Annotated in this window: 22 protein-coding genes and 1 tRNA gene; 5 read left to right on the top strand and 18 right to left on the bottom strand. The window is 65.9% G+C overall.

The window, feature by feature from the left end:
• Nucleotides 1-20 precede the first annotated feature (20 nt).
• Nucleotides 21-599, bottom strand: coding sequence for a NifU family protein (locus tag EEB18_RS16335; protein WP_187141876.1), 579 nt, complete (start codon nt 597-599; stop codon nt 21-23).
• A 63-nt stretch (nt 600-662) separates the two neighbouring features.
• On the opposite strand from EEB18_RS16335, the gene EEB18_RS16330 reads away from it, so the two are divergent.
• Both EEB18_RS16330 and EEB18_RS16325 read left to right on the top strand, forming a co-directional pair.
• A complete protein-coding gene (locus EEB18_RS16330; RefSeq protein WP_187141843.1) occupies nt 663-1,535 on the top strand; it encodes a hypothetical protein in 873 nt (290 codons plus the stop codon).
• Nucleotides 1,536-1,614: 79 nt separating this feature from the next.
• Nucleotides 1,615-1,690 (top strand) — tRNA-Thr (locus EEB18_RS16325).
• 159 nt (nt 1,691-1,849) lie between these two features.
• Here the strand turns inward: EEB18_RS16325 and EEB18_RS16320 are convergent.
• From EEB18_RS16320 to EEB18_RS16285, 8 genes are all read right to left on the bottom strand, one after another.
• On the bottom strand, nt 1,850-2,668 hold the full coding sequence (locus EEB18_RS16320) for a TorF family putative porin (protein ID WP_187141844.1): 819 nt from the start codon (nt 2,666-2,668) through the stop codon (nt 1,850-1,852).
• A gap of 117 nt (nt 2,669-2,785) precedes the next feature.
• Nucleotides 2,786-3,118, bottom strand: coding sequence for a hypothetical protein (locus tag EEB18_RS16315; protein ID WP_187141845.1), 333 nt, complete (start codon nt 3,116-3,118; stop codon nt 2,786-2,788).
• A 121-nt stretch (nt 3,119-3,239) separates the two neighbouring features.
• The gene (locus EEB18_RS16310) at nt 3,240-3,962 is read right to left on the bottom strand and encodes a response regulator (RefSeq protein WP_187141846.1); all 723 of its coding nucleotides are present in this window, start codon (nt 3,960-3,962) and stop codon (nt 3,240-3,242) included.
• Nucleotides 3,959-6,631: a sensor histidine kinase gene (locus EEB18_RS16305; RefSeq protein WP_187141847.1), complete on the bottom strand. Its 2,673-nt coding sequence runs from the start codon at nt 6,629-6,631 to the stop codon at nt 3,959-3,961. The genes EEB18_RS16310 and EEB18_RS16305 overlap by 4 nt, the downstream gene beginning before the upstream one ends.
• On the bottom strand, nt 6,628-7,218 hold the full coding sequence (gene kdpC / locus EEB18_RS16300; RefSeq protein WP_187141848.1) for a potassium-transporting ATPase subunit KdpC: 591 nt from the start codon (nt 7,216-7,218) through the stop codon (nt 6,628-6,630). The genes EEB18_RS16305 and kdpC overlap by 4 nt, the downstream gene beginning before the upstream one ends.
• 10 nt (nt 7,219-7,228) lie before the next feature.
• Nucleotides 7,229-9,265 (bottom strand): potassium-transporting ATPase subunit KdpB, encoded by a 2,037-nt coding sequence (gene kdpB / locus EEB18_RS16295; protein WP_187141849.1) that lies wholly within the window; start codon nt 9,263-9,265, stop codon nt 7,229-7,231.
• 10 nt (nt 9,266-9,275) lie between these two features.
• Nucleotides 9,276-10,979, bottom strand: coding sequence for a potassium-transporting ATPase subunit KdpA (kdpA, locus tag EEB18_RS16290; RefSeq protein WP_187141850.1), 1,704 nt, complete (start codon nt 10,977-10,979; stop codon nt 9,276-9,278).
• Between the two features lie 13 nt (nt 10,980-10,992).
• Nucleotides 10,993-11,082, bottom strand: a complete 90-nt coding sequence (locus EEB18_RS16285; protein WP_056347272.1) for a potassium-transporting ATPase subunit F — start codon at nt 11,080-11,082, stop codon at nt 10,993-10,995.
• A 449-nt stretch (nt 11,083-11,531) separates the two neighbouring features.
• On the opposite strand from EEB18_RS16285, the gene EEB18_RS16280 reads away from it, so the two are divergent.
• Nucleotides 11,532-12,377, top strand: a complete 846-nt coding sequence (locus EEB18_RS16280) for a MaoC family dehydratase N-terminal domain-containing protein (protein ID WP_187141851.1) — start codon at nt 11,532-11,534, stop codon at nt 12,375-12,377.
• A complete protein-coding gene (locus EEB18_RS16275) occupies nt 12,374-13,102 on the top strand; it encodes an enoyl-CoA hydratase/isomerase family protein (protein WP_187141852.1) in 729 nt (242 codons plus the stop codon). The genes EEB18_RS16280 and EEB18_RS16275 overlap by 4 nt, the downstream gene beginning before the upstream one ends.
• 29 nt (nt 13,103-13,131) lie before the next feature.
• Here the strand turns inward: EEB18_RS16275 and EEB18_RS16270 are convergent, their stop codons facing one another.
• Genes EEB18_RS16270 through EEB18_RS16260 form a run of 3 tightly spaced genes read right to left on the bottom strand, consistent with a single transcriptional unit; the run spans nt 13,132 to nt 15,448 of the window.
• Nucleotides 13,132-13,890, bottom strand: coding sequence for an N-acyl homoserine lactonase family protein (locus EEB18_RS16270; RefSeq protein ID WP_187141853.1), 759 nt, complete (start codon nt 13,888-13,890; stop codon nt 13,132-13,134).
• Nucleotides 13,887-14,675: an enoyl-CoA hydratase/isomerase family protein gene (locus tag EEB18_RS16265; protein ID WP_187141854.1), complete on the bottom strand. Its 789-nt coding sequence runs from the start codon at nt 14,673-14,675 to the stop codon at nt 13,887-13,889. The genes EEB18_RS16270 and EEB18_RS16265 overlap by 4 nt, the downstream gene beginning before the upstream one ends.
• Complete coding sequence (locus EEB18_RS16260; RefSeq protein ID WP_056346555.1) at nt 14,672-15,448, bottom strand: SDR family NAD(P)-dependent oxidoreductase; 777 nt, start codon at nt 15,446-15,448, stop codon at nt 14,672-14,674. Before EEB18_RS16260 ends, EEB18_RS16265 begins: the two co-directional genes overlap by 4 nt.
• A 327-nt stretch (nt 15,449-15,775) precedes the next feature.
• On the opposite strand from EEB18_RS16260, the gene EEB18_RS16255 reads away from it, so the two are divergent.
• Nucleotides 15,776-17,359 carry a Na+/H+ antiporter gene (locus EEB18_RS16255; RefSeq protein WP_187141855.1) on the top strand — a complete coding sequence of 528 codons (1,584 nt, stop codon included), beginning with the start codon at nt 15,776-15,778 and terminating at the stop codon, nt 17,357-17,359.
• Between the two features lie 6 nt (nt 17,360-17,365).
• On the opposite strand, the gene EEB18_RS16250 is transcribed toward EEB18_RS16255, so the two are convergent.
• The 6 genes from EEB18_RS16250 to EEB18_RS16225 all read right to left on the bottom strand — a co-directional run bounded on the left by EEB18_RS16250 (nt 17,366) and on the right by EEB18_RS16225 (nt 24,564).
• The gene (locus tag EEB18_RS16250; RefSeq protein ID WP_187141856.1) at nt 17,366-17,956 is read right to left on the bottom strand and encodes a methylated-DNA--[protein]-cysteine S-methyltransferase; all 591 of its coding nucleotides are present in this window, start codon (nt 17,954-17,956) and stop codon (nt 17,366-17,368) included.
• 109 nt (nt 17,957-18,065) lie between these two features.
• Nucleotides 18,066-21,329 carry an efflux RND transporter permease subunit gene (locus tag EEB18_RS16245; RefSeq protein ID WP_187141857.1) on the bottom strand — a complete coding sequence of 1,088 codons (3,264 nt, stop codon included), beginning with the start codon at nt 21,327-21,329 and terminating at the stop codon, nt 18,066-18,068.
• 1 nt (nt 21,330) lies between these two features.
• On the bottom strand, nt 21,331-22,473 hold the full coding sequence (locus EEB18_RS16240; protein WP_262407960.1) for an efflux RND transporter periplasmic adaptor subunit: 1,143 nt from the start codon (nt 22,471-22,473) through the stop codon (nt 21,331-21,333).
• Between the two features lie 42 nt (nt 22,474-22,515).
• Nucleotides 22,516-23,679 (bottom strand): TolC family protein, encoded by a 1,164-nt coding sequence (locus tag EEB18_RS16235; protein WP_187141859.1) that lies wholly within the window; start codon nt 23,677-23,679, stop codon nt 22,516-22,518.
• 100 nt (nt 23,680-23,779) lie between these two features.
• Nucleotides 23,780-24,118, bottom strand: a complete 339-nt coding sequence (locus EEB18_RS16230) for a hypothetical protein (RefSeq protein ID WP_056346542.1) — start codon at nt 24,116-24,118, stop codon at nt 23,780-23,782.
• A 44-nt stretch (nt 24,119-24,162) separates the two neighbouring features.
• A complete protein-coding gene (locus EEB18_RS16225; RefSeq protein ID WP_187141877.1) occupies nt 24,163-24,564 on the bottom strand; it encodes a DUF3703 domain-containing protein in 402 nt (133 codons plus the stop codon).
• Nucleotides 24,565-24,687 lie beyond the last annotated feature (123 nt).

Genomic DNA, 24,687 nt, shown 5'->3' with positions numbered 1-24,687 from the left:
TCTCCTGATTTCGGGACGGGTCAAACGGCGTGGACGGCCGTCACTTCGGGAACATAGTGCTTAAGGAGCGATTCGATGCCGTTCTTCAGCGTCGCGCTCGACGACGGACAGCCGGCGCACGCGCCCTGCATCTTCAGATACACATTGCCCTTGTCGAACCCGCGATAGACGATGTCGCCGCCGTCGTTGGCAACCGCCGGGCGGACGCGCGTCTCGATCAATTCCTTGATCTGATCGATGATGTCGGCGTCGGCGGGATCGTCGGCGAAGCTCGCCTCATCCTCACCCGGAACGCTGATCCCCGCAGCAGAGCCGGGATTGAACAGCGGCATCTGGCCGAGGAAATGGTCCATCACGATGCCGAGGACGTCGGGCTTGAGGTCGCTCCAGCTGACGCCGGGCGCCGCGGTGACCGAGACGAAGTCGCGGCCGAAAAAGACGCCGGTGACGTCGCCGAGCGCGAACAGCGCGTCGGCGAGCGGCGAGGCTTCGGCTTCCTCGGGGCTCGCGAAGTCCCGGGTGCCCGCGTCCATCACCGCCTGGCCGGGCAGGAATTTGAGCGTCGCGGGGTTGGGCGTCGATTCGGTTTCGATCAGCATGGGGGGCATGTGGGACGCGATCGGGCTTTGTGCAAGCCGACAAAGATGCTGTAGGGTCGAAAAATGCGCCATTTCTCCCATTTCGCCGCGATCGACTGGTCGGGCGCGCGCGGCGCGCGGCAGCGCGGGATCGCGCTGGCGGTCGCCAGCGGCACGGCGGCGCCCGAACTGGTGCGGCCCGGCCATATCTGGTCACGCGCCGAGATGCTGGATTGGCTCGAAGGCGTCGCTACGTCGGGGATCGACATGCTGATCGGTTTCGACTTTTCGGCGGCCTTCGCCTTCGCCGACCGCGAGGCCTATTTCCCCGAATGGCCGGAGAGTCCCGCCGACCTGCCGTCGCTGTGGGCGCTGGTCGAACATCTCACCGCCGCCGATCCGCATTATGAGGTCGGCGGTTTCCTCGCGCATCCGCAAGCGCGGCGGCATTTCCGCCACGGCCGCGGCGACGTCGGCGACCTCTTCGAAGCCGGTGCCGGCCGGCTGCGTGTCGTCGAGCAGCACCAGCGCGCCACAAGGCAAGCGGCGAGCGTGAGCAATTTCAACCTCGTCGGCGCGGCGCAGGTCGGCAAGGCGAGCCTTGCGGGCATGCGCCTGCTCCATCGGCTCAGCGGTCGCATGCCGCTGTGGCCGCTCGATCCGGTGCCGAGGGCGGGGCCGCTGCTGGTCGAAATCTACACCGGCCTTGCCGCGCGCGCCGCGCGCGTGCCCGCAGGCCGCAGCAAGATCCGCGACGGCGCCGTGCTCGACGCCGCGCTGGCCGAACTGGGATCACCGCCCGTGCGGCATATCGGCCCGATCGGAGACCATGCGAGCGACGCACTGCTGACCGCCGCCTGGCTGCGCGCGATCGCGCACGACCCCGCACGCTGGGCGCCTGCCCCGCTCACCGACACACTCGCACGCACCGAAGGCTGGACCTTTGGCATAGTTTGACGCGTTTTTCGCTTTTCGCATTTTCTCGACGCCGGATATTTCCATCCGACCGAAAAATGCCTAGGGCCGCAAACGGCGCGCCGGCTTAGCTCAGTTGGTAGAGCAACCGCCTTGTAAGCGGTAGGTCGTCAGTTCGAGTCTGACAGCCGGCACCACACAGTCTCTCGCCATCGGCCCAAGACGCCGTCCGTTTTCCCGCTCCGACCGTGGCGAATGACGCGGGCGATCCCTGCATAGCGCATGACATGCGTTCGCGCTGACCCTGGCCACGAGATTGGTCCGGACGGCAACGCGCCGTCCGGATCGGCATATACTCAGAAGGAGGCTGTGACGCTTGCCACGACCGTTGCGTCGGCGATGGAGCCGCTGCCGTCGAGTCCCTTGCTGAAATTGGGCAGAAGACGCGCGGCCTCCGCCCTGCCGATATCCGTGTCCACGTAGGAAAGATTGAGCGTCAGATTGCGCCAGACCGCGTCGACGCCGAGCGACCAGTCCCAATAGCGACCGGTCGGCGCGACGCTCGTGCCGTTCGGACCGAGGCCGGGGTTTCCGTCCGAATAACCGATATGCGCCTTCGCCGTCAGCGGTGTTCCGGCGATCGCCAACGCGCCATCACCCCACAGATAGAGATTATCTTCACTCTGGCCGCGGCTGTTCGGCGCGGCGGAAACGTTCGCGAGCGCATATTGCTTGGGCGCATAGGCGGCGCCCGCCGTCAGCGTCGCCGACCCCGTGGCGCCCGTCAGCTTGACATAGGGTTCGGCGAAATCCGAGTCATCGGCGCCGCCCGGATACATGTACCAGACGAGGCCCATGTCGAGCGTCATATTGTCCGCGATCGACGCCTTGTATCCGCCGATCAGGTCGAGTTCCATGTTCGCGCCGCCGAAGGTGCCCCAGCCCGAGAGATTGGACGCCCAGGCGCCGGCATAGAGGCCGCTCTCATGCGTCACCGTGAGGCCGCCCTGCACCGCCATTTCCTTGTCGGTTTGCGACACGCCGCGGAAACGATAGTCCGAGGCGATCGTTGCCGAACCCGAAATGGTGACGGCCGGTTTTCCTTCTTCCTGCGCCCATGCAGCGGCGGGAGACAGTGCTGCCGCAAAAACGGCGGCCGAGATGATGATTTTCATATCTTCCTCTAGAAAACGCCTCGGCCGGACATGGCGGAGGCTCGCGAGGATGCTCAACTAGATCGGCGCGGCGTTGGAAATCGAGAGCGAGAACCGCCCGCCCGCATAGTGTTTTTGCTACGCGACCGGCCGGTTTCGATCGCCGGGCACCAACAGCTGTTCGAATATCGTCGGCGCTTCGAAGTCAGACGCGGGCAGACGCCTCCAGCGCTCGGAAACCTCGACGGTTTCCCACAGGCCGGGACCGACGAAGAGGAGCGCGCTCCCGGCGCTGCCGCAGACAAATATGATCGCGGAGAGGAGCATCATGAACGATGTCGCATCGCGGGCCGGGGTGGTGAGCGCCATGTGGTGAAGCCGGACGGCAACCAACCAACCCAGCACAAGAAGCCCGAGGCCGCCGACGCGCAGGCCCAGATCGGCCGCAAGAGTGTCATGCCATTTCTTCACGTCAGACCTCCAAAGGGAGGTCGTTCACCTATGCATGTACGCGTAGGAAATCGAGATCGGGAAACGCCGCCGGGCATAGAGATTGCATATAGTCGCAGCCCGACAGCGCGCCGCCTCCCACTCAGCGCGCCGACGCGCCCTCCTCCGCAAGAGGATCGCCGAGGCGCAGGCGATAGCCGATGCCGAGTTCGTTGCAGATGATCTGCGGCTGCTGCGGATCGGCTTCGAGCTTCTGGCGCAAGGTCCGGACGAGAACGCGGAGATATTCGACATGATGCTCATGCTCGGTCGGCCAGACCTCGTTCATGATCTGGTTGTGCGTTATGACCCGGCCGGGGAACCGCGCGAGTTGCGCGAGCACGGCATATTCCTTGGGCGTCAGATGCACCTCCTTCCCCGCCTTGGTCACCGTCCGCGCGATCAGGTCCATCGTCACATCACCCACCGACAGGGTCAGGTTCCCGCCGTCACGGGTCAGGCGGTTGCGCAAAGCGACGCGCACACGGGCGAGCAGCTCGTCGGTGTCGAAGGGTTTGGTCAGATAATCGTCGGCGCCGAGATCGAGCGCCGCGACCTTCTCTTCGGTCGCATCGCGCGCAGACACGACGATCAGCGTCGTATCGGACTGCTGCTTGAAGAGCGGAACCAGCTCGAGTCCGTCGCGGTCGGGCAGCCCGAGATCGAGCAGCGTGATGTCGGGACGCTCTTCACGCAGACGCTCGATCGCCTCGCGCGCATTTTCCGCCTCGACGATCGCATAGTCGGCGCGCGCCAGCGCCGCGTGGATCAGGCGGCGAATGTGGAACTCGTCATCGACGATCAAGACCTTGTGACGCACTTTCATGATATGTCCTTGTCGATCGGATGCGTGATGATCAGCGTTTCGGGGATGCGGATGGTGAAGCAGGCGCCATGCGGCTCGGCATTGTTGCCCGCCTCGACCGACAGCCCCATCGCCTCGGCAAAGCCCTTGACGATGGCGAGGCCAAGCCCGGTGCCGTGCTTCGCGCGGTCGCTTCCTTCGAGGCGGGTAAAGGTTTCGAAGACGCGCTTCTCATTCCCGGGCGCGATACCCGGTCCCTGGTCGATGACCGACAACAGGATCGCATCCGCCATGCGCCGCGCCCGGATGACGATCGGCGTATCGGGATCGGCATAGCGCCCGGCGTTGTCGAGCAGGTTGATCAGGCAATGGTGGAGCAGCACAGGATCGACGCGGACCAGCGGAATATTGGGTGAGATATCGATCTTCACCTCATGGCCGGTCAGCGACGCCCGTGTGTCGTGCGCCGCACTCGCCGCGGCGTCGAACAGTTCGGTCGCCTCGACCTTCAACGGCAAGGCGCCCGCTTCGACGCGCGCCATGTCGAGCAGGTTCGACACGAAGCGGTTGAGGCGGCGCGCTTCGGTCTCGATGGTCTCGGCCAGTTGCGGCGACGGGTGGCGCTGCATTTCCTGCGCCGCCGAGAGGATCGTCGTGAGCGGTGTCCTGAGATCGTGGCTGACCGAGGACAGCAGGGCCGAACGCAAACGATCGCGCTCGTCGACCTGCCGCGCATGAAGAGACGCTTCTTCGAGCGCCATGCGGTCGAGCGCGATCGACGCCTGGTCGAGCAGGCTCATCAGCAGCGGCACCTGATCGGACCGGATGGGTTCGCGCGCATCGTCACGGGTCATGCCGAGGACGCCGAGCACACCGCGCGTCGTGCGCAGCGGATGGAACAGCCAGTCCGACGCGGTGAGCGTCGACGACCCGCGCCCGGCGGGCTGTTCATTGTCCATCGCCCATTGTGCCGCGGCCCGTTCGATCTGCTCGAGCCGATCTTCGGGCGGCACCGCGGCGCGCAACGTCGGCCCGTCAGCGGACGGCAGCAACAATGCCGTGCGGACATCGAGCAGACGCCCGACCTCGGCACAGATCGCGTGCATCAGCGTGTCCTGGTCGGGGGCAGCGGTCAGCTGCCGCGAGAAGCTGGCGAGCGCCGCATTCTGGCGCGCGCTCCACTGCGCCAGATCGGCCTGCGCGCGCACCCGCGCGGCGAACTGGCTGGTGACCACCGCGACGCCGAGCAGCACGAGAATGCTGACGACATTTTCCGGATTGTTGACGGTGAGCGTGCCGGTCGGCGGCAGGAAAAAGAAATTATAGGCAAGGCTCGATGCAAGGCCCGCGAACAGGCCGGCGCGCACGCCGAACGTCGCGGCGGCGAACATGACCGGCACCAGATAGAGCAAGGCGATATTGCCGAGGTCGATAGCCGCGAGGAGCAGGCGGCCCAGCGCCGTCATCGCGGCGACCATGATCAGCGACCAGACATAGTCCGCCGGCCGCCCCCAGCGCCCGGGAACGACAAGGCGGCCACGCTGTTGTCCGGACCGCGCGGCAGGCTCGCCGGGCAGCACATGGATGGCGACATCGTCGATCGTCCGGACGAGCTGGTCGACGACCGAGCCATGGCGCATTTCGAACCACCAGGGGCGGCTCGACTTGCCGATGACGATCTGGGTCGCCCGTGCCTCGCCGGCAAAGGCGCGCAGCCCTTCCACGACGCTCGCCGCCGGCACGGTGGCGGTCGAGGCACCGAGCCGCGAGGCGAGCGCGAGCGTGTCGGCAAGCTGCCGCCGATCGTCATCCGACATCGCCTGGCTTCGCCGCGTCTCGATATAGACCGCGGTCCACGGCGCCCTCAGCGCGTCGGCGAGCCGCTTCCCGGCGCGGACGAGTTCGGCGGCGACGGGCAGTTCGCTGACCGCAACGACGATCCGTTCGCCGACCGCGAAGCTGCCCGCCAGCGCATTGGCGCGGACATGTTCGAGCATCTGCGCGTCGACCGCCTGCGCCGCGCGGCGGAGCGCCAATTCGCGCAGCGCGGTCAGGTTGGACTTGGAGAAGAAATGGGTGAGCGCGCGGCTCGCCTCCTGCGGAATATAGACCTTGCCGTCGCGCAGCCGCTCGATCAGCTCGTCGGGTGGAATATCGACCACCTCGATCTCGGCATTTTCGAGGATCGAGTCGGGCACCGTCTCGCGCACACGAACGCGGGTGAAGGAGGCGACGACGTCGTTCAGGCTCTCGACGTGCTGGATGTTGATCGTCGAATAGACGTCGATGCCGGCATCGAGCAGTTCCTCGACATCCTGGTAACGCTTCGGATGCCGGCTGCCCGGCGCGTTTGAATGGGCAAGTTCATCGACCAGCACCAGTCCCGGACGGCGTTCGAGGATCGCGTCGATGTCCATTTCACCAAGGCTATGTCCCTGATGATCGACGGCGCGGCGCGGGATGATCTCATGGCCGTGGACCAGCGCCTCGGTCTCGCGGCGGCCGTGGGTCTCGACCACGCCGATCACGACATCGACCCCGGCCTCGCGCCGTTGCCGCCCGTCGGTGAGCATCTCCCACGTCTTGCCGACCCCGGGGGCTGCGCCCAGAAAGACTTTCAGACGGCCGCGGCCTTCCTGCGCCGCCTGGCGCAGGAAGGCCTCTGGTGATGGTCGATCCTTCTCTGTCACGCGGCGGGTTTAGCGCCAAAAGCATCGAGTCGTCGATTGAGCTCGAACACATTCACCCGCGGCTCGCCGAGAATGCCGAGGAGCGGCTTGTCAACGCTCTGTTCGACCAGCCCGCGGACGGCATCCGGTGTGAGTCCGCGGGCCCGCGCCACCCGATCGACCTGATAGAAGGCCGCCTCGGGAGTGATGTCGGGATCGAGGCCCGACCCCGATGCGGTCACCATGTCGGACGGAACGGCTTTGCCGGGTTCGGCGGCCTTCAGTTTCTCGACATCGCCCTTGACCCGGTCGACGAGCGCCTGCGACGTCGGCCCGAGGTTCGACCCCGACGATGCCAGACCGTCATAGCCGTCACCCGCCGCGGAAGGCCGCGTGTTGAAATAGCGCTCCGACGTGAAGGCCTGGCCGACAACGGTCGAGCCAACCACGCGGCCCTTCTCTTCCACGAGGCTGCCGTTCGCCTGATTGGGGAAGAGCGCCTGCCCGATACCGGTGAGCGCCAGCGGATAAGCGAGCCCGAGGAGCAGCGCGAACAGCAGCGTCATGACGAGCGCCGGACGCAGCGAGGTGATGAAATCCTTGTTCATTGTCATATCCTCAGACGAGACCCAGGCCGCCGACCGCGAGGTCGATCAGCTTGATGCCGACAAAAGGTGCCACGAGGCCGCCGAGGCCGTAGACGGCGAGATTGCGGGCGAGCAGCGGGCCCGCCCCCATCGGCTTGTAGGTGACGCCTTTCAGCGCCAGCGGCACAAGCAGCGGGATGATCAGCGCGTTAAAAATGATCGCCGACAGGATCGCACTCTCAGGACTGCTCAGCCCCATTACATTGAGCACGCCCAATCCCGGATAGAGCACGATGAACATCGCCGGGATGATCGCGAAATATTTGGCGACATCGTTCGCGACCGAAAAGGTCGTCAGCGCGCCGCGCGTCATCAGCAATTGCTTGCCGAGGCCGACGACCTCGATCAGCTTGGTCGGATCGCTGTCGAGATCGACCATATTGCCCGCCTCGCGCGCCGCCTGCGTGCCGGTGTTCATCGCGACCCCGACGTCGGCCTGCGCAAGCGCCGGGGCGTCGTTGGTGCCATCGCCGCACATCGCGACGAGCCGCCCGCCGGCCTGTTCCTTGCGGATCAGCTCGAGCTTGTCCTCGGGGGTCGCCTGCGCGAGAAAATCGTCGACCCCGGCCTCGGCGGCGATCGCCGCGGCGGTGAGCGGATTGTCGCCGGTGATCATCACGGTGCGAATGCCCATCGCGCGCAGCTCGCCGAAGCGTTCGCGAATGCCCGCCTTGACGATGTCCTTCAGGAAGATCGCGCCGAGCAACTCGCCGTCCTTCGCCACGGCGAGCGGGGTGCCGCCGGCGCGCGCGATTTCGTCGGTGATGCGGCGCAGCTCGGTCGCAGCGGCGGTTGCCCCTGCACCGGGATTTGCCTTGAGGACCGAATCCACGGCGCCTTTCTGGATCACGCTCTGACCGATCTTGATGCCTGAGATGCGGGTCTGCGCAGTGAAGGGGATGATCTCCGCGCCCTTAGGCAGTTCGGTCACCGTCCGGCCGAATTTCTCGCGCGCGAGTGCGGCGATCGAGCGGCCTTCGGGGGTTTCGTCGGCGAGGCTGGCGAGCAGCGCCGCCTCCGAGAGGACAGCCATCGACTGGCCGCCAACCGGACGGAATTCGGTCGCCTGCCGGTCGCCGACGGTGATCGTGCCGGTCTTGTCGAGCAGCAGCACATCGATGTCGCCCGCCGCCTCGACCGCGCGGCCAGACTTGGCGAGCACGTTGAAGCGCACAAGGCGGTCCATGCCCGCGATGCCGATCGCCGAGAGCAAGGCCGCGATCGTCGTCGGGATGAGCGTGATCAACAGCGCCGCGAGGATTGCGACCGGAATACTGCCGCCCGCATAGTTCGCAAATGCCGGGATCGTGCCGACCGCGATCAGGAAGATGATCGTGAGGCCGACGAGCAGCAGGGTCAGCGCAATTTCGTTCGGGGTCTTCTGCCGCTCGGCGCCTTCGACGAGCGCGATCATCCGGTCGAGGAAGCCCTGCCCCGGATTGACCATCACCTGGACGCGGATCTCGTCGGAGATCACGCGGGTACCGGCGGTGACCGCCGAGCGGTCGCCGCCCGCCTCGCGGATCACCGGCGCGCTTTCGCCGGTGATCGCCGCTTCATTGACCGACGCGACACCGCCGACGACTTCGCCGTCCGACGGTATCAGGTCGCCGGTCTCGACGAGCACGACGTCGCCGACCCGAAGCGCGCTGGCAGGAACGTTTTCAAACGCCTTTCCGGTGCCCTTCAGCTTCTTGGCGGTCAGTTCGGCCTTCGTGGCGCGCAGCGAAGCCGCCTGCGCCTTGCCGCGCCCTTCGGCGAGCGCTTCGGCAAAGGTGCCGAACAGCACGGTCAGCCAGAGCCAGATCACGAGCTGCAGCTTGAAGCCGGTGGCAAGGCCGTCCTGACCGACGGCGAGGAGAACCGTCAGCAAGGTCGCTACGACAGCCGTGGTGAACATCACCGGATTGCGGATAAGTTCCCTGGGGTTGAGTTTGCGGAAGGCGTCACCGATCGCCGGAACGATCAGGTCTGCCGTGAACAGAGACTTGGTTTCAGACCGAGCCATGTGCAGATCCTTAAAAGAGCTGGCCGTTGATCATCGCGAGATGATCGGCGATTGGACCGAGCGCGAGGCTGGGCAGGAAGGTCAGACCGCCGACGATCAGCACGATGCCGATCAGCAAGCCCGTCCACAGCGGCCCCGTGGTGGGGAAGCTGCCCGCCGATTCGGGCGTATATTTCTTCGCCGCCAGGCCGCCCGCGATGGCCAGCATGGGGATGATGATGAAGAAACGGCCGATCCACATCGCGACGCCCAGCATGCCATTATAGAAAGGCGTGTTGGCGGTGAGGCCCGCAAAGGCCGACCCGTTGTTCGCGACCGCGCTGGTGAAGGCGTAGAGGATCTCCGAGAAGCCGTGCGGCCCCTTGTTGAGCGGCCCGGCCAGCCCCGCCTCGGTGACCGACGCGATCGCGGTGAAGCCGAGTATGATCAGCGGCAGCACCGCGATCGCGAGCACCGCGAGCTTGACCTCGCGCGCCTCGATCTTCTTGCCGACATATTCGGGGGTACGCCCGACCATCAGACCCGCGACGAAGATCGCGAGGATTGCAAAGAGCAGGAAGCCATAGATGCCCGCGCCAACGCCGCCGATGACGACTTCGCCAAGCTGCATGTTGAACAGCGGGATCATCCCGCCGAGCGCGGTGAAGCTGTCGTGCATCGCATTGACCGCGCCGCACGACGCCGCGGTGGTGACGACCGAGAAGAGCGACGAGGCCGCGATGCCGAAGCGAACTTCCTTGCCTTCCATATTGCCGCCGGCGGCGCCAAGCTGGTGAAGGATCGGGTTGCCGGCGGCTTCCTGCCAATAGGTGATGGCGGTGCCAGCAACGAACAGCGTCATCATCGCGGCGAGGATGGCCCAGCCCTGACGCTGGTTGCCCACGGCGCGGCCGAAGGTCCAGGTCAGCCCGACCCCGATCGCGAAGATCGAGAGCATCTGGACGAGGTTGGTGAGTGCGGTCGGGTTCTCGAACGGATGCGCGCTGTTGGCGTTGAAGAAGCCGCCGCCGTTGGTGCCGAGCATCTTGATCGCTTCCTGGCTGGCGACCGGACCCAGCGCGAGCGTCTGCTTCGCGCCCTCGAGCGTCGTCACGTCGACCGAACCCGCCAGTGTCTGTGGCACGCCGCTCGCGATGTAGAAGATCGCGATGGCAACGCAGAGCGGCAGCAGCAGGTAGAGCGTCACGCGCGTCATATCGGCCCAGAAATTGCCGATCGTTTTCATCTCGCGCCTCGCGAAGCCGCGAAACAACGCGAAAGCGAGCGCAATCCCCGTCGCAGCCGAGAGGAAATTGTGAATGGTAAGGCCAAGCATCTGACTGAGGTTCGACATCGTCGACTCGCCGCCATAGCTCTGCCAGTTGGTGTTGGCGGTGAAACTGATCGCCGTGTTGAACGCGAGATCCGCGCTCGTGCCGTCATGTCCGAGCGGATTGAGCGGCAGCACGCCCTGCAGGCGCAGGATCGCATAGGTGAAGAGCAGCAGCGTCGCATTGAAGATCAGCATATGGATCGCGTAGCGCCGCCACCCCTGCTCCTCGTTCGGGTCGATACCCGACAGGCGGTAAAAGCCGGTTTCGACCGGCCCGAATATGCGGTGCAGTGGCGTCCGGCGCCCCTCGTAGAGCGCGAACAGCCATTGGCCCATCGGCTTGCAGAGCAGGAGCAGGATCGCGACGAACGCGACGATGAGAAACCATCCCTGAAAGGTCATGGGTTCGCCTCCCTTAGAAGCGTTCGGGCCGTGCGAGCACGGCCACGAGATAGAAAAGAAGACCGAGCGCGGTGGCGCCCGCGAGCCAGAGGTCGAGTGTCATCGCCATCCGTCCTTCACGCGTCGTCGCACAGGCGGGCATAGCCAAGGCTTGCCGCGACCAGACAGAGGATGAGGCCGATCCAGAGAAGGTCCTGCATGGGTTTGCTCCAGCATGGCGCTGGCCACGGGGCGTGGCACGAGTCGTCTGCGGACCCTCAAATAGGAGAGGCGCGCGTTTGAATGCGAGAGACCGAAACAATCTGTCGCATAGTATTCTCGTATGATTTTGCCGTTTTTCGCGTTGCGGCGCACACGAGGCTCGGTCCGCCACGCCATCGCCCGTCGCCGGGCCTCATCACGGGCAGGAGCATCGGGGGAAACCATCGCTTCATTGTCGTCGACGCCGCGATGACGATCTCGCGCGCGCCGCGCGGGCCACCTATTTTTGACTTCTCGATCACCGCATTACGCCCTACCGCAACCGCACCGCAAGGCGGCAGGGAGGTTTGAATGGCGGACTGGACGGCATGGATCGGGCGCCGGATCACGCAGCAGGATGTGCTGACGCCTGCCGCGCTCGCGCGCTTCCGCGCGACGATCGACAGCGACGCGACCGGCGACGTTGCCGCGCAGGCGATCCATTGGTGCCTGTGCCTGCCCGACGCGCCGACCGCGACGCTCGGCCCCGACGGCCACCCGCTGCGCGCGGACAGTCCCGACAGTTTCATGCCGCCGATCCCGTTGCCGCGCCGGATGTGGGCGGCGAGCGACGTGCGCTTCCATGCCCCGATCGCGGCCGGCGCCGCGATCGCGCGGACCTCGATGCTCGCGGCGATCAGGGAGAAGAGCGGCGCGACCGGCCAACTCGTCTTTGCCGAGGTCGAGCATGAAACGCGCGCCGACGGCGTGCTGGCGGTAAGCGAGCGCCAGACGATCGTCTTCCGCGCCCCCGCGCCCACCGCAGCCCCCGCGCCCACGCCAGTATCGACGAACGCGCCCGATCTGTCAGACTGGACATGGCGGCGCGACCTGGTGCCCAACGAGGCGATGCTGTTCCGCTATTCGGCGCTGACCTTCAACAGCCACCGCATCCATTACGACCTGCCCTATGCCCGCGATGAGGAAGGCTATCGCGGCCTCGTCGTCCACGGACCGCTGACCGCGACCTTGCTGCTCGACCTCGCGCAGCGCGAACTGGGGGCCAACGCGCTGACGGCGTTCACGATGCGCGCGCAGGCACCGGCCTTTGTCGGTGAACCGATGCACCTCGTCGGGCGCGCGAAGGATGGCGGCTGGGAAATGGCGGCGATCGGGTCCGATGGACGAACCATCATGGCGGCGGAGGCGAAGGCATGAACGAACTGGTCTTGCGCGAGGACAGGGACGGCGTCGCGACCCTGACGCTCAACCGCGCGACAAAGCGCAACGCGCTCAACCTTGCGCTGTGGGGCGAACTCGACGCCCATGCCGACGCGATTGCCGCCGCGGGCGATGCAATCGGCGCGGTGGTGTTGCGCGCCGACGGCCCGGTGTTCTGCGCGGGCAACGACCTCAAGGAGCGCGGGCTGCAAGCGCCCCGTCCGCATTATCAGGCGTCGATCGTCACGAAGCTGGCCGATCTGCCGCAACCGCTGATCGTCGCGGTGCAGGGTGGCTGCTTCACCGGCGGCCTCGAGCTCGCGCTCGCCGGCGACATCATCGTCGCGGGCGCAAGCGCGCATTTCGCCGATACGCACGGCAAATTTGGGCTGGTACCGATCTGGGGCATGAGCCAGCGCCTCCCCCGCCGGGTCGGCGCCTGGAAGGCACGCGAGATGAGCTTCACCGGCCTGCCGGTGAGCGGCGCCGAGGCCGCGCGCATCGGCCTCGCCAATCATTGCGTCGCCGATGCCGATCTGGAGGCGACGACGCGGACGCTGGCCGAGGCGATTGCCGGCCAATCGCGGCACAGCGTCTTTGCGTACAAGAAGCTCTATCGCGAACAGGCGGATTTGCCGCTGGCTGCCGGACTGGCGCATGAGGTGTTCAACAGCGCCGGGGTGGCGCCCGATTTCGCCGAACGGGTGGCGAAGCAGTTTTAGGATCCTCCCCGGAACGGGGAGGATCGGCATCACCCGATCGCCTTGCCCTCCTCGACGCTCGCCCATTGGCGCCCGTCGTGGCCGAACAGGATCTGCGTCCCCGCTACCCGCTGCTGCTGCAAAAACGCCATCGTTCGCATCCCCGCCTCGCGGTCGACCACCGCTTTTTGCAGCACCATCAGGTCGAGGTTGCGTTCGGTGTAGCAGCAGTCCGCCGCGAGCAGCACCTCGCGTCCGCTCGGCAGCTTGACGATCACGCTCTGGTGCCCCGGTGTGTGGCCATAGGTCGGCACGATCCGCACGCTGCCGTCGCCGAACAGGTCGCACTCGCCGTCGATCGCCTTCACCGGCTGGCCGGTGGCATAATCGAGCGCCTCGTACAGCCCCGCCTCCTCGGTCGCCTGCGCGGCCGCGAGTTCGCGCGACTGCACGATCACCGTCGCATTGGGCAGGCTGGCATTGCCGCCGCAATGGTCGATGTGGAGGTGCGAGTTGATGACATAGTCGATGCTGCCGGGGTCGACGTCGATGCTTTTCAGCCGCGCCGCGATCTCCTGCCCCTCGAAAAATTGCAGCCCGAACTTGTTCGGCGGCAGCGCGGTTTCGAGCGTGCGGCGATAGCGCACCCCCATGCCGCTATCGAACAGCGCGCGGCCCTTCGGATGGTCGATCAGATAAGAGGGAACCGGCCCCTTGAGATAATCGCCCTCCTCGCCCTCGATGAAATAGCCCGGGCGGCACTGGAACCAGCCAGTGTTGAAGGCATAAAGGGTGAGCGTGCCGGTCACTGTTCGCTATATTCCGGGGGACGCTTGCCGAGGAAGGCGGCGAGCGCTTCCTTATGATCCTCGGTCGCCGACAGGATCACCTGCTGCCGGTCCTCGATCGCCATCGCGGCGTCGAGGCTCTGCGCGTCAATGTTGAGATTGAGCGCCTGTTTCGAAAGCCGCAGCCCCCAGGGCGCGGTCGCCAGCATCTCGTCGGCGAGCGCGAGGCCGCGGTCGAGCAGCGCCTCTTCCTCGACGATCTCGCTGATCAGCCCGGCGCGCAAAGCCCGCTCGGCATCGATGAAACGCCCGGTCAGGATCATCTCCGCCGCCAGACTCGCCCCGACGAGCCGCGGCAGGAAATAGCTCGACGCCATGTCGCAGCCGCCAAGCCCGATGCGGATATAGGCGGCGTTGCAACGGAAGCTGGGCGTCCCATAGCGCACGTCCGAGGCGAGCAGCAGCGACAGCCCGCCGCCCGCCGCGGCGCCATGGCCCAATGCGATGATCGGCTGCGGACAGGCGCGCATCTTGCGATAGATGTTGCCGATGCTCGTCTGGGTGCGCAGCGTGCGCAGCACCGGCGTCTCGTCGGTCGTCCGATCCTCCTGGATGTCGAGCCCGGCACAGAAACCGCGCCCAGCCCCACGCAGGATGACGACGCGCACCTCCTTGCGATCGGCGAGGCCGCCGAAATAGGCGTTGAGTTCGTCGACCAGCCCTTCGCTGAGCGCGTTCAGCCGATCGGGCCGGTTGAGCGTCGCGATCTCCACCTGCCCACGCGTCTCGATCAGCAGCTCGCTCACAGCGTCTGCCCATCGTCGACGGTGATCACGCTGCCGGTAATGCCGAGCGCCGCGTCGGAGCAGAGCATGAGCAACGGCGTATGAAGGTCGGTAGCGGGACGCATGCGCTGGCGCGGAAAGCTCTTCACCATCTGCGCGCCGACATCGCTGTCGAACAGTTCAGCGGTCATTTCGGATTCGAAATAGCCCGGTTGGATGACATTGACGCTGATTCCGCGCCGCGCCCATTCGCGCGCCAGCGCCTTGCCGAGGTGGCGCACCGCCGCCTTGGTCGCGCCATAGACCGAGGTCGCGGGAAACACCTTCTCGGCGGTGATCGATCCGATCAGGACGATGCGACCATGCTGCTTCTCGCGGGCCCCCGCCTTGTCGAGCCGCTTGGCGCCCTCGGTCGCAGTCAGGAAAACGCCGCGAACATTGGCCGCGAGCAGGAAATCGACGTCGTCGACCGACAGCCCAAAGGCCATCTTCTCGGTGGCGACCCCGGCATTGGCGACGATCGTGTCGACCGTGCCGAACGCGGCCTCTGCGGCATCATAGGCGGCAATAGTCGAGGCTTCGTCGGTGACGTCCATCGACACCGCTATCGCCTGCCCTCCCGCAGCCTCGATCGCCGCGACTTGCTCGGCGAGCTTGTCGGCGCGGCGCGCGGCGAGCACGACCTTCGCGCCCGACGCGGCGAGCACCCTCGCGAAACCCGCACCCAGCCCCGACGAGGCCCCGGTGACGAGCGCGACGCGGCCCGTCAGGTCGAACTTGGGTTGCTCCGCCATCGTCTCTCCCTTTCGTTGAACGATCCGGCCTTGGCGCCAATTGACGTTTACGTCAACCAGTCGAACCAATGGCCGCCGTAACGACAAGAGGAGTTGACAGAGTCCATTTGTTCCCCTAATGTTCCTCTTGTGCACACACAACCTTTCCCCCGTCGCGGCTGCCAAGCGCGGCGGACGGGGGATAAAGGTTCCTCTTTGCCCCCTTTCACGCCAGAGCATTGATCGCGGCGGCAAACGGCGTCAGAAGCGGTGCCGTATCTGGCTAAAAAATGCGGGGGCTCGGCATGACATCTTCTTTCGGCATCGCCGGGCATCGGAGCTGAAACGATGCATGCCGTCGAAGCCTTCGAACTTGTCCTCGCTCTCCTGGCCCTCGTCATCGTGCTGCACTGGCTGGCGCTCAAGCTCCGCTGGCCGCCGGCAACGGCTTTGCTTGTGGGCGGCGGTGCGCTGGCCTTCATTCCGGGCTTGCCACATATTTCGCTCGACCCCGAACTCGCGCTCGTGCTGTTCCTGCCGCCGCTGCTGATGGACGGCGCCTATTACACCGCGCTCGGGCGCTTCCGGCGCCATCTGCCCGGCATCCTGTCGCTCGCGGTGGGTGCGGTCGTCTTCACCACCCTCGTCGTCGGCGTGGTCGCGCACTGGATTCTACCCGAGCTGCCGTGGGCCGCCTGTTTCGCGCTCGGCGCCATCGTTTCGCCGCCTGATGCCGTGTCGGCGCGCGCGGTGCTCAAGGGCGTCCACCTTCCCCGCCGGCTCGAAGCGCTGCTCGAGGGCGAAAGCCTGCTCAACGACGCGACCGGCCTGATCCTCTTCCGCTTCGCGGTCGCGGCAACGCTCAGCGGGGTTTTCGACGCCGGCGACGCCGTGCAGAGCTTCGCCTTCGTCGCACTCGGCGGCGTGGTCGTCGGTGCCGTAGTCGCCAAGGGCTGGATCATCCTTGCGAAGCGCTTCAGCGATCCGATGCTGATCATGCTGATCACGATCCTGCTCTGCTGGGCGGCCTATATCGCGGGCGAGACCGTCCATGTCTCGGGCGTGATCGCAACGGTCACCGCGGGGCTCGCCATGGGCTGGTACCAGCATGAGATCCTGCCCGCCGCGGTCCGCCTGCGCGCCAATTCGGGATGGCAGATCATGGTCTTCGTCCTCGAAGCGCTGGTGTTCATCCTGATCGGCTTTTCGCTGCGCGACGCGATCGAGCGGATTGGCGGGATCGGCGCGATCCCGGGCAGCTGGGTGACCATGATGGTCGGCGTCGTCCTGACCGTCACCGTCGCGCGCTTCGTCTGGATCTTCGCGTCGGAGGCAGTGCTGGAAGCCGCGCGCCGGGTGGGCCTCGAACGCGCGCGACCGCTCGGCTGGCGGCAGGCGACGGTACTGAGCTGGGCCGGGATGCGCGGCGTCGTGACGCTGGCGGTGCCGCTGACGCTGCCGATGGCCATGCCGGGCCGCGACCTGATGCTGATCTGCGCCTTCGCGGTGATCTTCGTGACGGTGGTCGTCCAGGGATCGAGCCTCGGGCTGCTGATTCGCCGCGTCAAACCAGTCGATGTCGATCCGCCCGCCAAGATGGCGTTGCCCGCCGCCGAAGCCGCGATGGCACGCGCGCGCTTCGCGGTGATCGAGAAACTCGCCTATGACGAGGACGGCACCCTCATCCATCCGATGATGCTCGAGGAGCATCGCAAACGGATGAATTTCATGGAGCGCTACGAAGCCGATGCCAGCACGACGATGGACGGCTTGCGGGCGCATTTCGACGTGCTGCTTCAGGCCATCGCGGCGGGCCGCGCCGAACTGATCCGCATCCACCGCGCCGGGCTGATCGAGGACGAGGTTCTCCACGAACTGGAGCGCGACCTCGACGTCGAGGAACTGGCGATGACGCTCCAGCGCGGCGACTAGAGTGGGTTAGAAGTCGAAACCGGCCTGGGTGTCGGTCTTGCCCGGCGCGGCCTTTCGGGACGTTGGGGCCGCTTCGATCGAGACCCCTTCGAGTGCGAGCATATGCGCTTTCGACGTCGACCCTCCAGGGGCTGAAAAACCCCCGATCTTGCCACCGGCGCCGGTCACACGGTGGCACGGCACGATCAGCGGAACCGGGTTGTTCGCCATCGCCTGGCCGACGTCTCGCGCAAATTCGGGACCTGCACCGAGAGCCTTCGCGACCGCACCATAGGTCGTCGCCTCCCCCCATCCGAGCTTGCGGACGAAGGCGTAGACCTGCTCGAAAAAGAGCGACTGTTCGCCCATGTCGACCGGGACCGCCGCGAAATCGACCCTTTCGCCCGCAAAATAGCGCACCACGGCATCGACCACCGACCGCACCGCCGGCGGCGGTTCGGTCGGCAGCGCCATCGAAAACCGGCGCACCAGCGAACGCTCCGCCTCGTGCGCACTCGCCGCAGGCAGCCGCAGGCTGGAAATCCCTTTGTCGTTCCAGCCGATCGCGGCGAAGCCCGCCGCGGTCTCGAACAGATGATAGTGAATCCGCTCCGTCATGGCCCGGCCGTATATCACCGGACCGTTTCGCGAATGCAATGGCGGCCTCCCCATCGGAGCCGCACAGCCCGCCGGTGTGTACCGGCCGGCTGTGCGGCAGGATTCCGCCCTACTTCTGGTCAGCGGCGATGGCCCGCTCGCCCAGCGCCGTGACGTCGGCATAGTCGCCCGCCACATGCGCCCGCGCCCGCCCACGAAGCAGCAAATGGCTGATTGCGGGCAAGACGAACAAGGTCAGCAGCGTCGAGGTGATCAAACCGCCGATCACGACGATCGCGAGCGGCTTCTGTACCTCGGCGCCGGTGCCGGTGGCCAGCGCCATCGGAACGAAGCCGATGGCCGGAACGATCCCGGTCATCAGTACGGCGCGAACCCGCTCCATGACGCCTTCACCGATCGCGACGTCCACAGGTTTTCCTTCGTCGATGCGCTGGTTGATGCTCGTCATCACAACGAGGCCGTTCAGCACGGTCACGCCCGAAAGCACGATGAAGCCCACCGCGGCCGATACCGAGAAGGGTAACCCCGTGAGCAGGAGCGCAAACACCCCGCCTGCCAAGGCGAGCGGGATCGCCGAATAGACCGCGACCGCCTGCCGCACGCCGCCCAAGGCCATGAACAATATGCCGAAGATCGCGGCAAAGATGATCGGGATGACGATCGACAGGCGCGCCGACGCGGCTTGCAGATTTTCGAACTGCCCGCCCCATTCGATGAAGCTGCCGGTGGGAAGTTTCACCTGCGCGTTCACCTTGTCCTGCGCCTCCGCAACGAAGGATCCGAGGTCATTGCCGCGGACGTTGGCCTGTACGACGACGCGCCGTTTGCCGTTTTCACGGCTGACCTGGTTGAGCCCCTCGGAGAAGCTGAACTTGGCGAGTTCGCCGAGCGGCACCGATGCCCGCGCGCCACCCTCGCCCGGCAGCAGCACGGGGAGCGCCCCCACCGCATCGAGATCGTCGCGCGTCGCCCGGTCGAGCCGGACGACGATATCGAAACGCCGGTCGCCTTCGAACACGATCCCGGCTTCGCGCCCGCCGAGCGCCGCCGCGACAGTGTCGCTGACGTCCCGAAGCGTCAGACCGTATCGGGCGATGGCATCGCGGTCGAACTGGACATCGAGCACGGGGAAGCCCGCGGTCTGTTCGACTTTGACGTCGGCGGCGCCCGGCACGGTGTTCAGGATCGCCGCCACCTGCTGCGCCGCGCGGCCCATCTCGTCGAGATCGTCGCCGTACAGCTTGATCGCGATATCGCCGCGCACCCCGGCGATCAGCTCGTTGAAACGCAGCTGGATCGGCTGGCTGATTTCGAAGGCGTTGCCGACCAAAGGTTCGAGCTTCTTCTCGACCCGCTCGATCACATCATCCTTCGTACGGACGCCGTCGGGCCAGTCGCCCCGCGGCTTCAGGATGATGAAGGTATCCGACGCGTTCGGCGGCATTGGGTCGCTGGCGACCTCGGCCGTGCCCGTCTTCGAATAGATGAAGGCAACCTCGGGCAATGCCGACACCGCTTTTTCGACCTGAAGCTGCATGTCCTGCGACTTGTTCAAGGATGTCGAGGGAATACGGAGCGCCTGCATCGCAAGATTGCCCTCGCCGAGCACCGGGATGAACTCGCTTCCGAGCATCCCGAACACGAGGATGGCCGCCGCGAACGTCCCGCCGCCCGCACCGATCCACGGCCAGGGGCGCGCGATGACGCGCCCCAGCACAGGTTCGTAACGCTCCTTGACCCAAGCGATCGCACGGACTTCTTTCTCGGCGACCTTGCCGCGCAGGAGCAACGCAACCATGGCCGGCACGAAGGTCAGCGATGCGATGAACGCGCCGCCCAACGCCAGCAACACCGTGATCGCCATCGGCGAGAAGGTCTTGCCCTCGACCCCGGTAAAGGTGAGCAGCGGCACGAACACGAGGAAGATGATCGCCTGGCCGTAGATCGTCGGCTTCACCATTTCGCGTGAGGCTTCGAACACCTCATGCAACCGCTCGCTCAACGAGAGCAATCGTCCTTCATGATGTTGTCGCTCGGCCAATCGCCTGAGACAATTTTCGATGATGATGATCGAGCCGTCGACGATCAGCCCGAAATCGAGCGCGCCGAGGCTCATGAGATTGCCCGACGTGCCGGTGATGTTCATTCCTGTTCCCATGACCAGGAACGAGATCGGGATGACCAAGGTCGCGATGACCGCGGCGCGGAAGTTTCCGAGCAGCCAGAACAATATCGCCGCGACGAGCAACGCGCCTTCGGCAAGGTTCTTTTCGACCGTACCGATCGTCGCGTCGACGAGTTGCGAGCGGTCGAGCACCGGCTTGACGACGATCCCCGGCGGCATCGACCTCGCAACATCCTCGAGGCGTTCGGCCGCCGCCGAGGCCACGATCCGGCTGTTGCCGCCCGCGAGCATCAGGACGGTGCCGACGACCAGTTCCTTGCCGTTTTCGGACGCCGACCCGGTGCGCAGTTCGCCGCCGATCTGCACGGTCGCGACATCACGAACCATGACGGGCACCCCGCCGCGGTTCGCGACGGTCGCCCGGGAGATTTCGTCGAGGGTTCGAATGCGGCCATCGGCGCGCACGAGGAAGGCCTCGCCGCCGCGTTCGACGAAGTTCGCGCCGACCGAGATATTGGCGCGTTCGAGCGCTTCGGCGAGTTCCGAGAATGAAATGCCATAGCTCGCCAATTTGGTCGCGTCGGGCTGGACGACGAACTGCTTTTCATAACCGCCGATCGAATCGATACCGGCGACCCCCGATACCGAGCGCAGTTGTGGGCGGATCACCCAGTCCTGCACGGTCCGCAGATAACCGAGCTTGGCGACGTCATCGACGAGGATTTCGCCGGTCGGGGTCCTGTAGGAGCCGTCCGGCTGGAAGCCCGGCTTTCCGGCGATCTTGGGATTTTTCGCATTGGCCGTCGGCGCAAAGTCGACGGTGTACATCAGCACTTCGCCGAGACCCGTGGAGACCGGACCCATTTGCGGCTCGGCGCCGTCGGGCAAGGTGCCCTTGGCCTGGCCCAGCCGTTCCGCCACCTGCTGACGGGCGAAATAGAGATCGGTATCGTCCTCGAAGATCACCGTAACCTGACTGAACCCGTTGCGCGAAATCGAGCGCGAGCTCTGCAGTCCCGGGATTCCCGCCATCGCGGTTTCAATGGGGAAGGTGACGAGGCGTTCGATGTCGAGTGGTCCCAGATTGGGTTCGACGGTGTTGATCTGAACCTGTTTGTTGGTGATGTCGGGGACGGCATCGATCGGCAGCTTGAGCAGCTGCGTCAGGCCGTAGGCCGAGATGATGAGGGTGAGGAGAACCACAGCCCAGCGAAAGCGTATCGACGCATCGAGAAGTTTTTCGATCATCTCAATGCTCCGCCTCGCCCTTGCCGATTTCGGCTTTGAGCAGGAAGGCGCCCCTGGTCGCGATGACCGCGCCCGGCTTCACCCCGTCGACAATCTCGATGCGTCCGCCGCCGCGCTTGCCGGTGACCACCGTTGTCGCCTGAAAGCCCTTGGCGGTTCTGACGAACACGACCTCGCGTCCCTCGACCGTCTGCACGGCTTCTTCGGGCAGCGCGATCAGCGTGGCATCCGCTGTGCCTTGCGGCTTGATCCGGGCGCGAAGGCCTTGCCCGGGGGTCAGTCCGCCAATGCCTTCGGGAATGACGACGATCGTCGCCGTCTTGCTCTCGGCGTCGAGGCTCGGGGTGGCCGAGCGCACCACAGCCTTGACGGTCTCACCGCCGAGCAGTTCGATGACGGCCGTATCGCCAGGCCTGATCCGGCGGGCGTCGGCCGCGAGCACCGAGGCGTTGATCTGGATATGATTGGGATCGGAGACCCGGAACAACTCGGTTCCGGCGAGCACATAGGCACCGAGCTTGGCGTCCGCTTTGGTGATCCGCCCCGAAATCAGGCTCGTCACCGCGAGGGTGCGGCCATCGCCCGACACCTTGGCGGCGGCGGCAGCCGATTGCGCCCGCCGCGCCTCGGCTTCGGCTTCGGCCAGCGCTGCGGCGGCGGCCTCGAGGTCCTGCTTTGCGGTGATGCGGGCGTCGAACAGCTTCTTTTCGCGCGCATAGGTCGATCGCGCGAGCGCCAGGCGCGCCGTCGCCGAACTCCGCTCGGACGCGATGGCCGCCGCGTCGCGGCTTTCCATCACCGCCACCGATTCACCGGCGCGAACGACGTCGCCAAGGCGGCGATGGATGCGGGTGATCGCCCCGTCGGCGCGTGCCGTCAGCACCGCCTCGCCATCGGGGGTCGATGCGACGACGCCCTGCGCCAATATCTCGGAGGCCAGACCGCCGGCCTGGATCGTCTCGGTGACGATGCCGGCCCCCTTGGCGCGCGCTTCGTCCATCAGGACCAGCCCTTCGACATGGCCTTCCTCTTCCTCCTCGGCGGGAGTCGCCGCGGGTGCGACGGCCGAAGGTGCGGTCGTCGAGCGGCCGATCAAGATACCGCCACCACCCAGAACGAGCGCCCCGGCCGCGACGGCGGCCATCAGGCGATTTTTGTTTTCGAAGATTTGCATGGTATTTGTCCCCTATTGCGCGTTCGCACGGCCCAGCGCGGCAAACGCGCGGGCGCGATCGAGTTCGGCTTCGATGAGTTTGAGATTGGCGCTGGTCAGCGCCTCCTGGGCATCGATCAGTTCGATGAGCGTGAACTTGCCCTGCTGGTATCCGATCTCGGCGACCCGCGCGGCTTCGCCAGCCTGATACAGGCCGACCCCCGACAGCGCCGACACCCGTTCGTTGGCGGCCGAGAGCATCAGTTCGGCATCACGCCGCGAAAAGCGGGTGTCGAGGCGGGCCTGTGCGAGTTGGGCCTCCACGGCCTCGCCTTCGGCGCGCGCCGCATCGATATTGCCACGATTGCGATTGAACACCGGCAGCGGGATCGAAACACCAACGATAAACGCCGTGTCCTTGCTTTCGCGAAAGTTCCGCACCCCGCCTGACGCCGTGATGTCGGGAACGCCCTCGGCCTGCGCCTGCCGGACCCGTGCGGAGGCGGCATCGCGCTCGGCGGCGGCAAGCCGCTCGTCGAGGCTCTGCGCATCGGCTGCGAGAGCGGGAAGCGAAAGGATGTCCTGCCGAACAGCCGACAGCTCGGGATCATCGCTGCCGATGAACAGAGCCAGTTTTTGGCGAGCCGACATCAACTGCGCCATCGTCTTCAGGCTTTCGGCCTTCGCCTCGGCGAGCAGCGCATCGGCGCGCAGCTTGGTCAGCGGCGGATCGCGCCCGACATCGACGAGGGTTTCCGCGATCCGAGCCAGTTCGACCGCCCGCGCGAGAACGCTTTGCGACAGCACCGCCCGGTCTTCCGCCGCGCGGAGTTCGGCATGCGCCACGATGATGTCGTAGGACAGGTCGGCCTCGGCGCTGCGCAGTGAGATTCGGGCCAATTCGCGCTCGGCGGCGGCGACCGCCTTGCGGGCACGCCTTTTGCCGCCAAGCTCGAAGGGCTGCGAAACCGCGACGGTCGTCTCGGTCTGGCCAAAGGTCCGATAGGGTCCGGTGCCGCTAAAATTCTCGACTTCGGCGGATATGGTGGGATTTGGACGCACGCCAGCCTGCGTCGCGCGGCCTTCGGCCGCCTTCAGCTCAGCCTTGGCTCTGGCAATCCGCGGTGAGGCCTCTTGTCCGCGCACCAAGGCGTCGGACAGCGAGACAGGTTCGGCCAATGCCGGTTGAACCGACATAGCCAGCATCCCTGCAAACAGCAGGATGCCCGATGATTTCGACATAAATACTCCCGATCAATGCGTGGAGCGCGGGCGAAATGCCCGCGCGAAGCAGTGATCAGGCGGCGGGAGGTTGGGTTGGTGGCGCGATGCTGCGCGATGCGAGCGCCACGGCGAGGCGCGGCAGATGCACGTCGCGTGCGTGCGGCCCCGACGCGGACGCCAGGCCTTCGTCCGCGACAAGGCCGGTCGGACAATGATGATGATGCACCACTTCGCCGCCGCTTTCGGTCGGCGAATTGTCGCCGTGAACCGCGTCATCCGACGGTTCCACAAAGTCATGATGATGGCCGACAATGCCCGACGCCGCCACATTGTCATCCGCCATGGCACGCGTGTCCATGCCCGCCATCAGCGCCGCGATGAGCAACAGGAACTGGACCAGGGCCTTCTGCATCGCCCGCCAACTAACAGTCGCGTGAGAGACAGGCAAGCTGGCGATCATCGCGCACCCGGTCGCACATAGGGCTGCAAATCGTCAGGCACCGTCATCGGCACGAACGCGCTGACGCGGGCGCGGCCGGTGTTGCCGGCGGGCAACCGGCCGGTGAGAGCGCCGAGCGGGACCAGCATGATGCGCAGCAACTGCCCGAATATCTCGCGGGCATCGCCCCGCGCGACGGCGAACTTCAGCATCTCGGCATGCGAGGAGATATGCAACCGAAACAGGGGCTGGGCGATGATATGGGCACGCTCGAGATACCGCCAGCAGGCGGCCCAATCGCGATCCCGGCGTGCGCGCCGAAAATGATCGATCTCTTGGCGATATGCGCCGTGCCGCGCCTCCGCGGTACGGGTCGCACGCGAGGCCCCTGAGCCTCCTGCGGAGCGATGGTCTGGCATCATATTGCACCGATGTTGTTCGAGTCGGCGCCTTCCCTACACCCTGTAGCTGCTACAGGGTCAAGCCGGATCGAACGACCAGCTTGGCAGCGGCGTGCCGCAACGGATGCCGTCCCGGCCTAT

Origin of the sequence: Sphingopyxis sp. OPL5, from assembly GCF_003797775.2 — a bacterium.
Classification (GTDB): domain Bacteria; phylum Pseudomonadota; class Alphaproteobacteria; order Sphingomonadales; family Sphingomonadaceae; genus Sphingopyxis.
Note: the sequence above shows the minus strand (reverse complement) of the source record. Positions and strands in the feature narration are given on the sequence as shown.

Bases quoted from the DNA above. Each gene is read 5' to 3' on its own strand.
- EEB18_RS16335 (WP_187141876.1), bottom strand. From the start codon at position 599: ATGCTGATCGAAACCGAATCGACGCCCAACCCCGCGACGCTCAAATTC.
- EEB18_RS16330 (WP_187141843.1), top strand. From the start codon at position 663: ATGCGCCATTTCTCCCATTTCGCCGCGATCGACTGGTCGGGCGCGCGC.
- EEB18_RS16320 (WP_187141844.1), bottom strand. From the start codon at position 2,668: ATGAAAATCATCATCTCGGCCGCCGTTTTTGCGGCAGCACTGTCTCCC.
- EEB18_RS16310 (WP_187141846.1), bottom strand. From the start codon at position 3,962: ATGAAAGTGCGTCACAAGGTCTTGATCGTCGATGACGAGTTCCACATT.
- kdpC (WP_187141848.1), bottom strand. From the start codon at position 7,218: ATGAACAAGGATTTCATCACCTCGCTGCGTCCGGCGCTCGTCATGACG.
- kdpB (WP_187141849.1), bottom strand. From the start codon at position 9,265: ATGGCTCGGTCTGAAACCAAGTCTCTGTTCACGGCAGACCTGATCGTT.
- kdpA (WP_187141850.1), bottom strand. From the start codon at position 10,979: ATGACCTTTCAGGGATGGTTTCTCATCGTCGCGTTCGTCGCGATCCTG.
- EEB18_RS16285 (WP_056347272.1), bottom strand. From the start codon at position 11,082: ATGACACTCGACCTCTGGCTCGCGGGCGCCACCGCGCTCGGTCTTCTT.
- EEB18_RS16280 (WP_187141851.1), top strand. From the start codon at position 11,532: ATGGCGGACTGGACGGCATGGATCGGGCGCCGGATCACGCAGCAGGAT.
- EEB18_RS16275 (WP_187141852.1), top strand. From the start codon at position 12,374: ATGAACGAACTGGTCTTGCGCGAGGACAGGGACGGCGTCGCGACCCTG.
- EEB18_RS16260 (WP_056346555.1), bottom strand. From the start codon at position 15,448: ATGGCGGAGCAACCCAAGTTCGACCTGACGGGCCGCGTCGCGCTCGTC.
- EEB18_RS16255 (WP_187141855.1), top strand. From the start codon at position 15,776: ATGCATGCCGTCGAAGCCTTCGAACTTGTCCTCGCTCTCCTGGCCCTC.
- EEB18_RS16250 (WP_187141856.1), bottom strand. From the start codon at position 17,956: ATGACGGAGCGGATTCACTATCATCTGTTCGAGACCGCGGCGGGCTTC.
- EEB18_RS16245 (WP_187141857.1), bottom strand. From the start codon at position 21,329: ATGATCGAAAAACTTCTCGATGCGTCGATACGCTTTCGCTGGGCTGTG.
- EEB18_RS16240 (WP_262407960.1), bottom strand. From the start codon at position 22,473: ATGGCCGCCGTCGCGGCCGGGGCGCTCGTTCTGGGTGGTGGCGGTATC.
- EEB18_RS16235 (WP_187141859.1), bottom strand. From the start codon at position 23,679: ATGTCGGTTCAACCGGCATTGGCCGAACCTGTCTCGCTGTCCGACGCC.
- EEB18_RS16230 (WP_056346542.1), bottom strand. From the start codon at position 24,118: ATGCAGAAGGCCCTGGTCCAGTTCCTGTTGCTCATCGCGGCGCTGATG.
- EEB18_RS16225 (WP_187141877.1), bottom strand. From the start codon at position 24,564: ATGCCAGACCATCGCTCCGCAGGAGGCTCAGGGGCCTCGCGTGCGACC.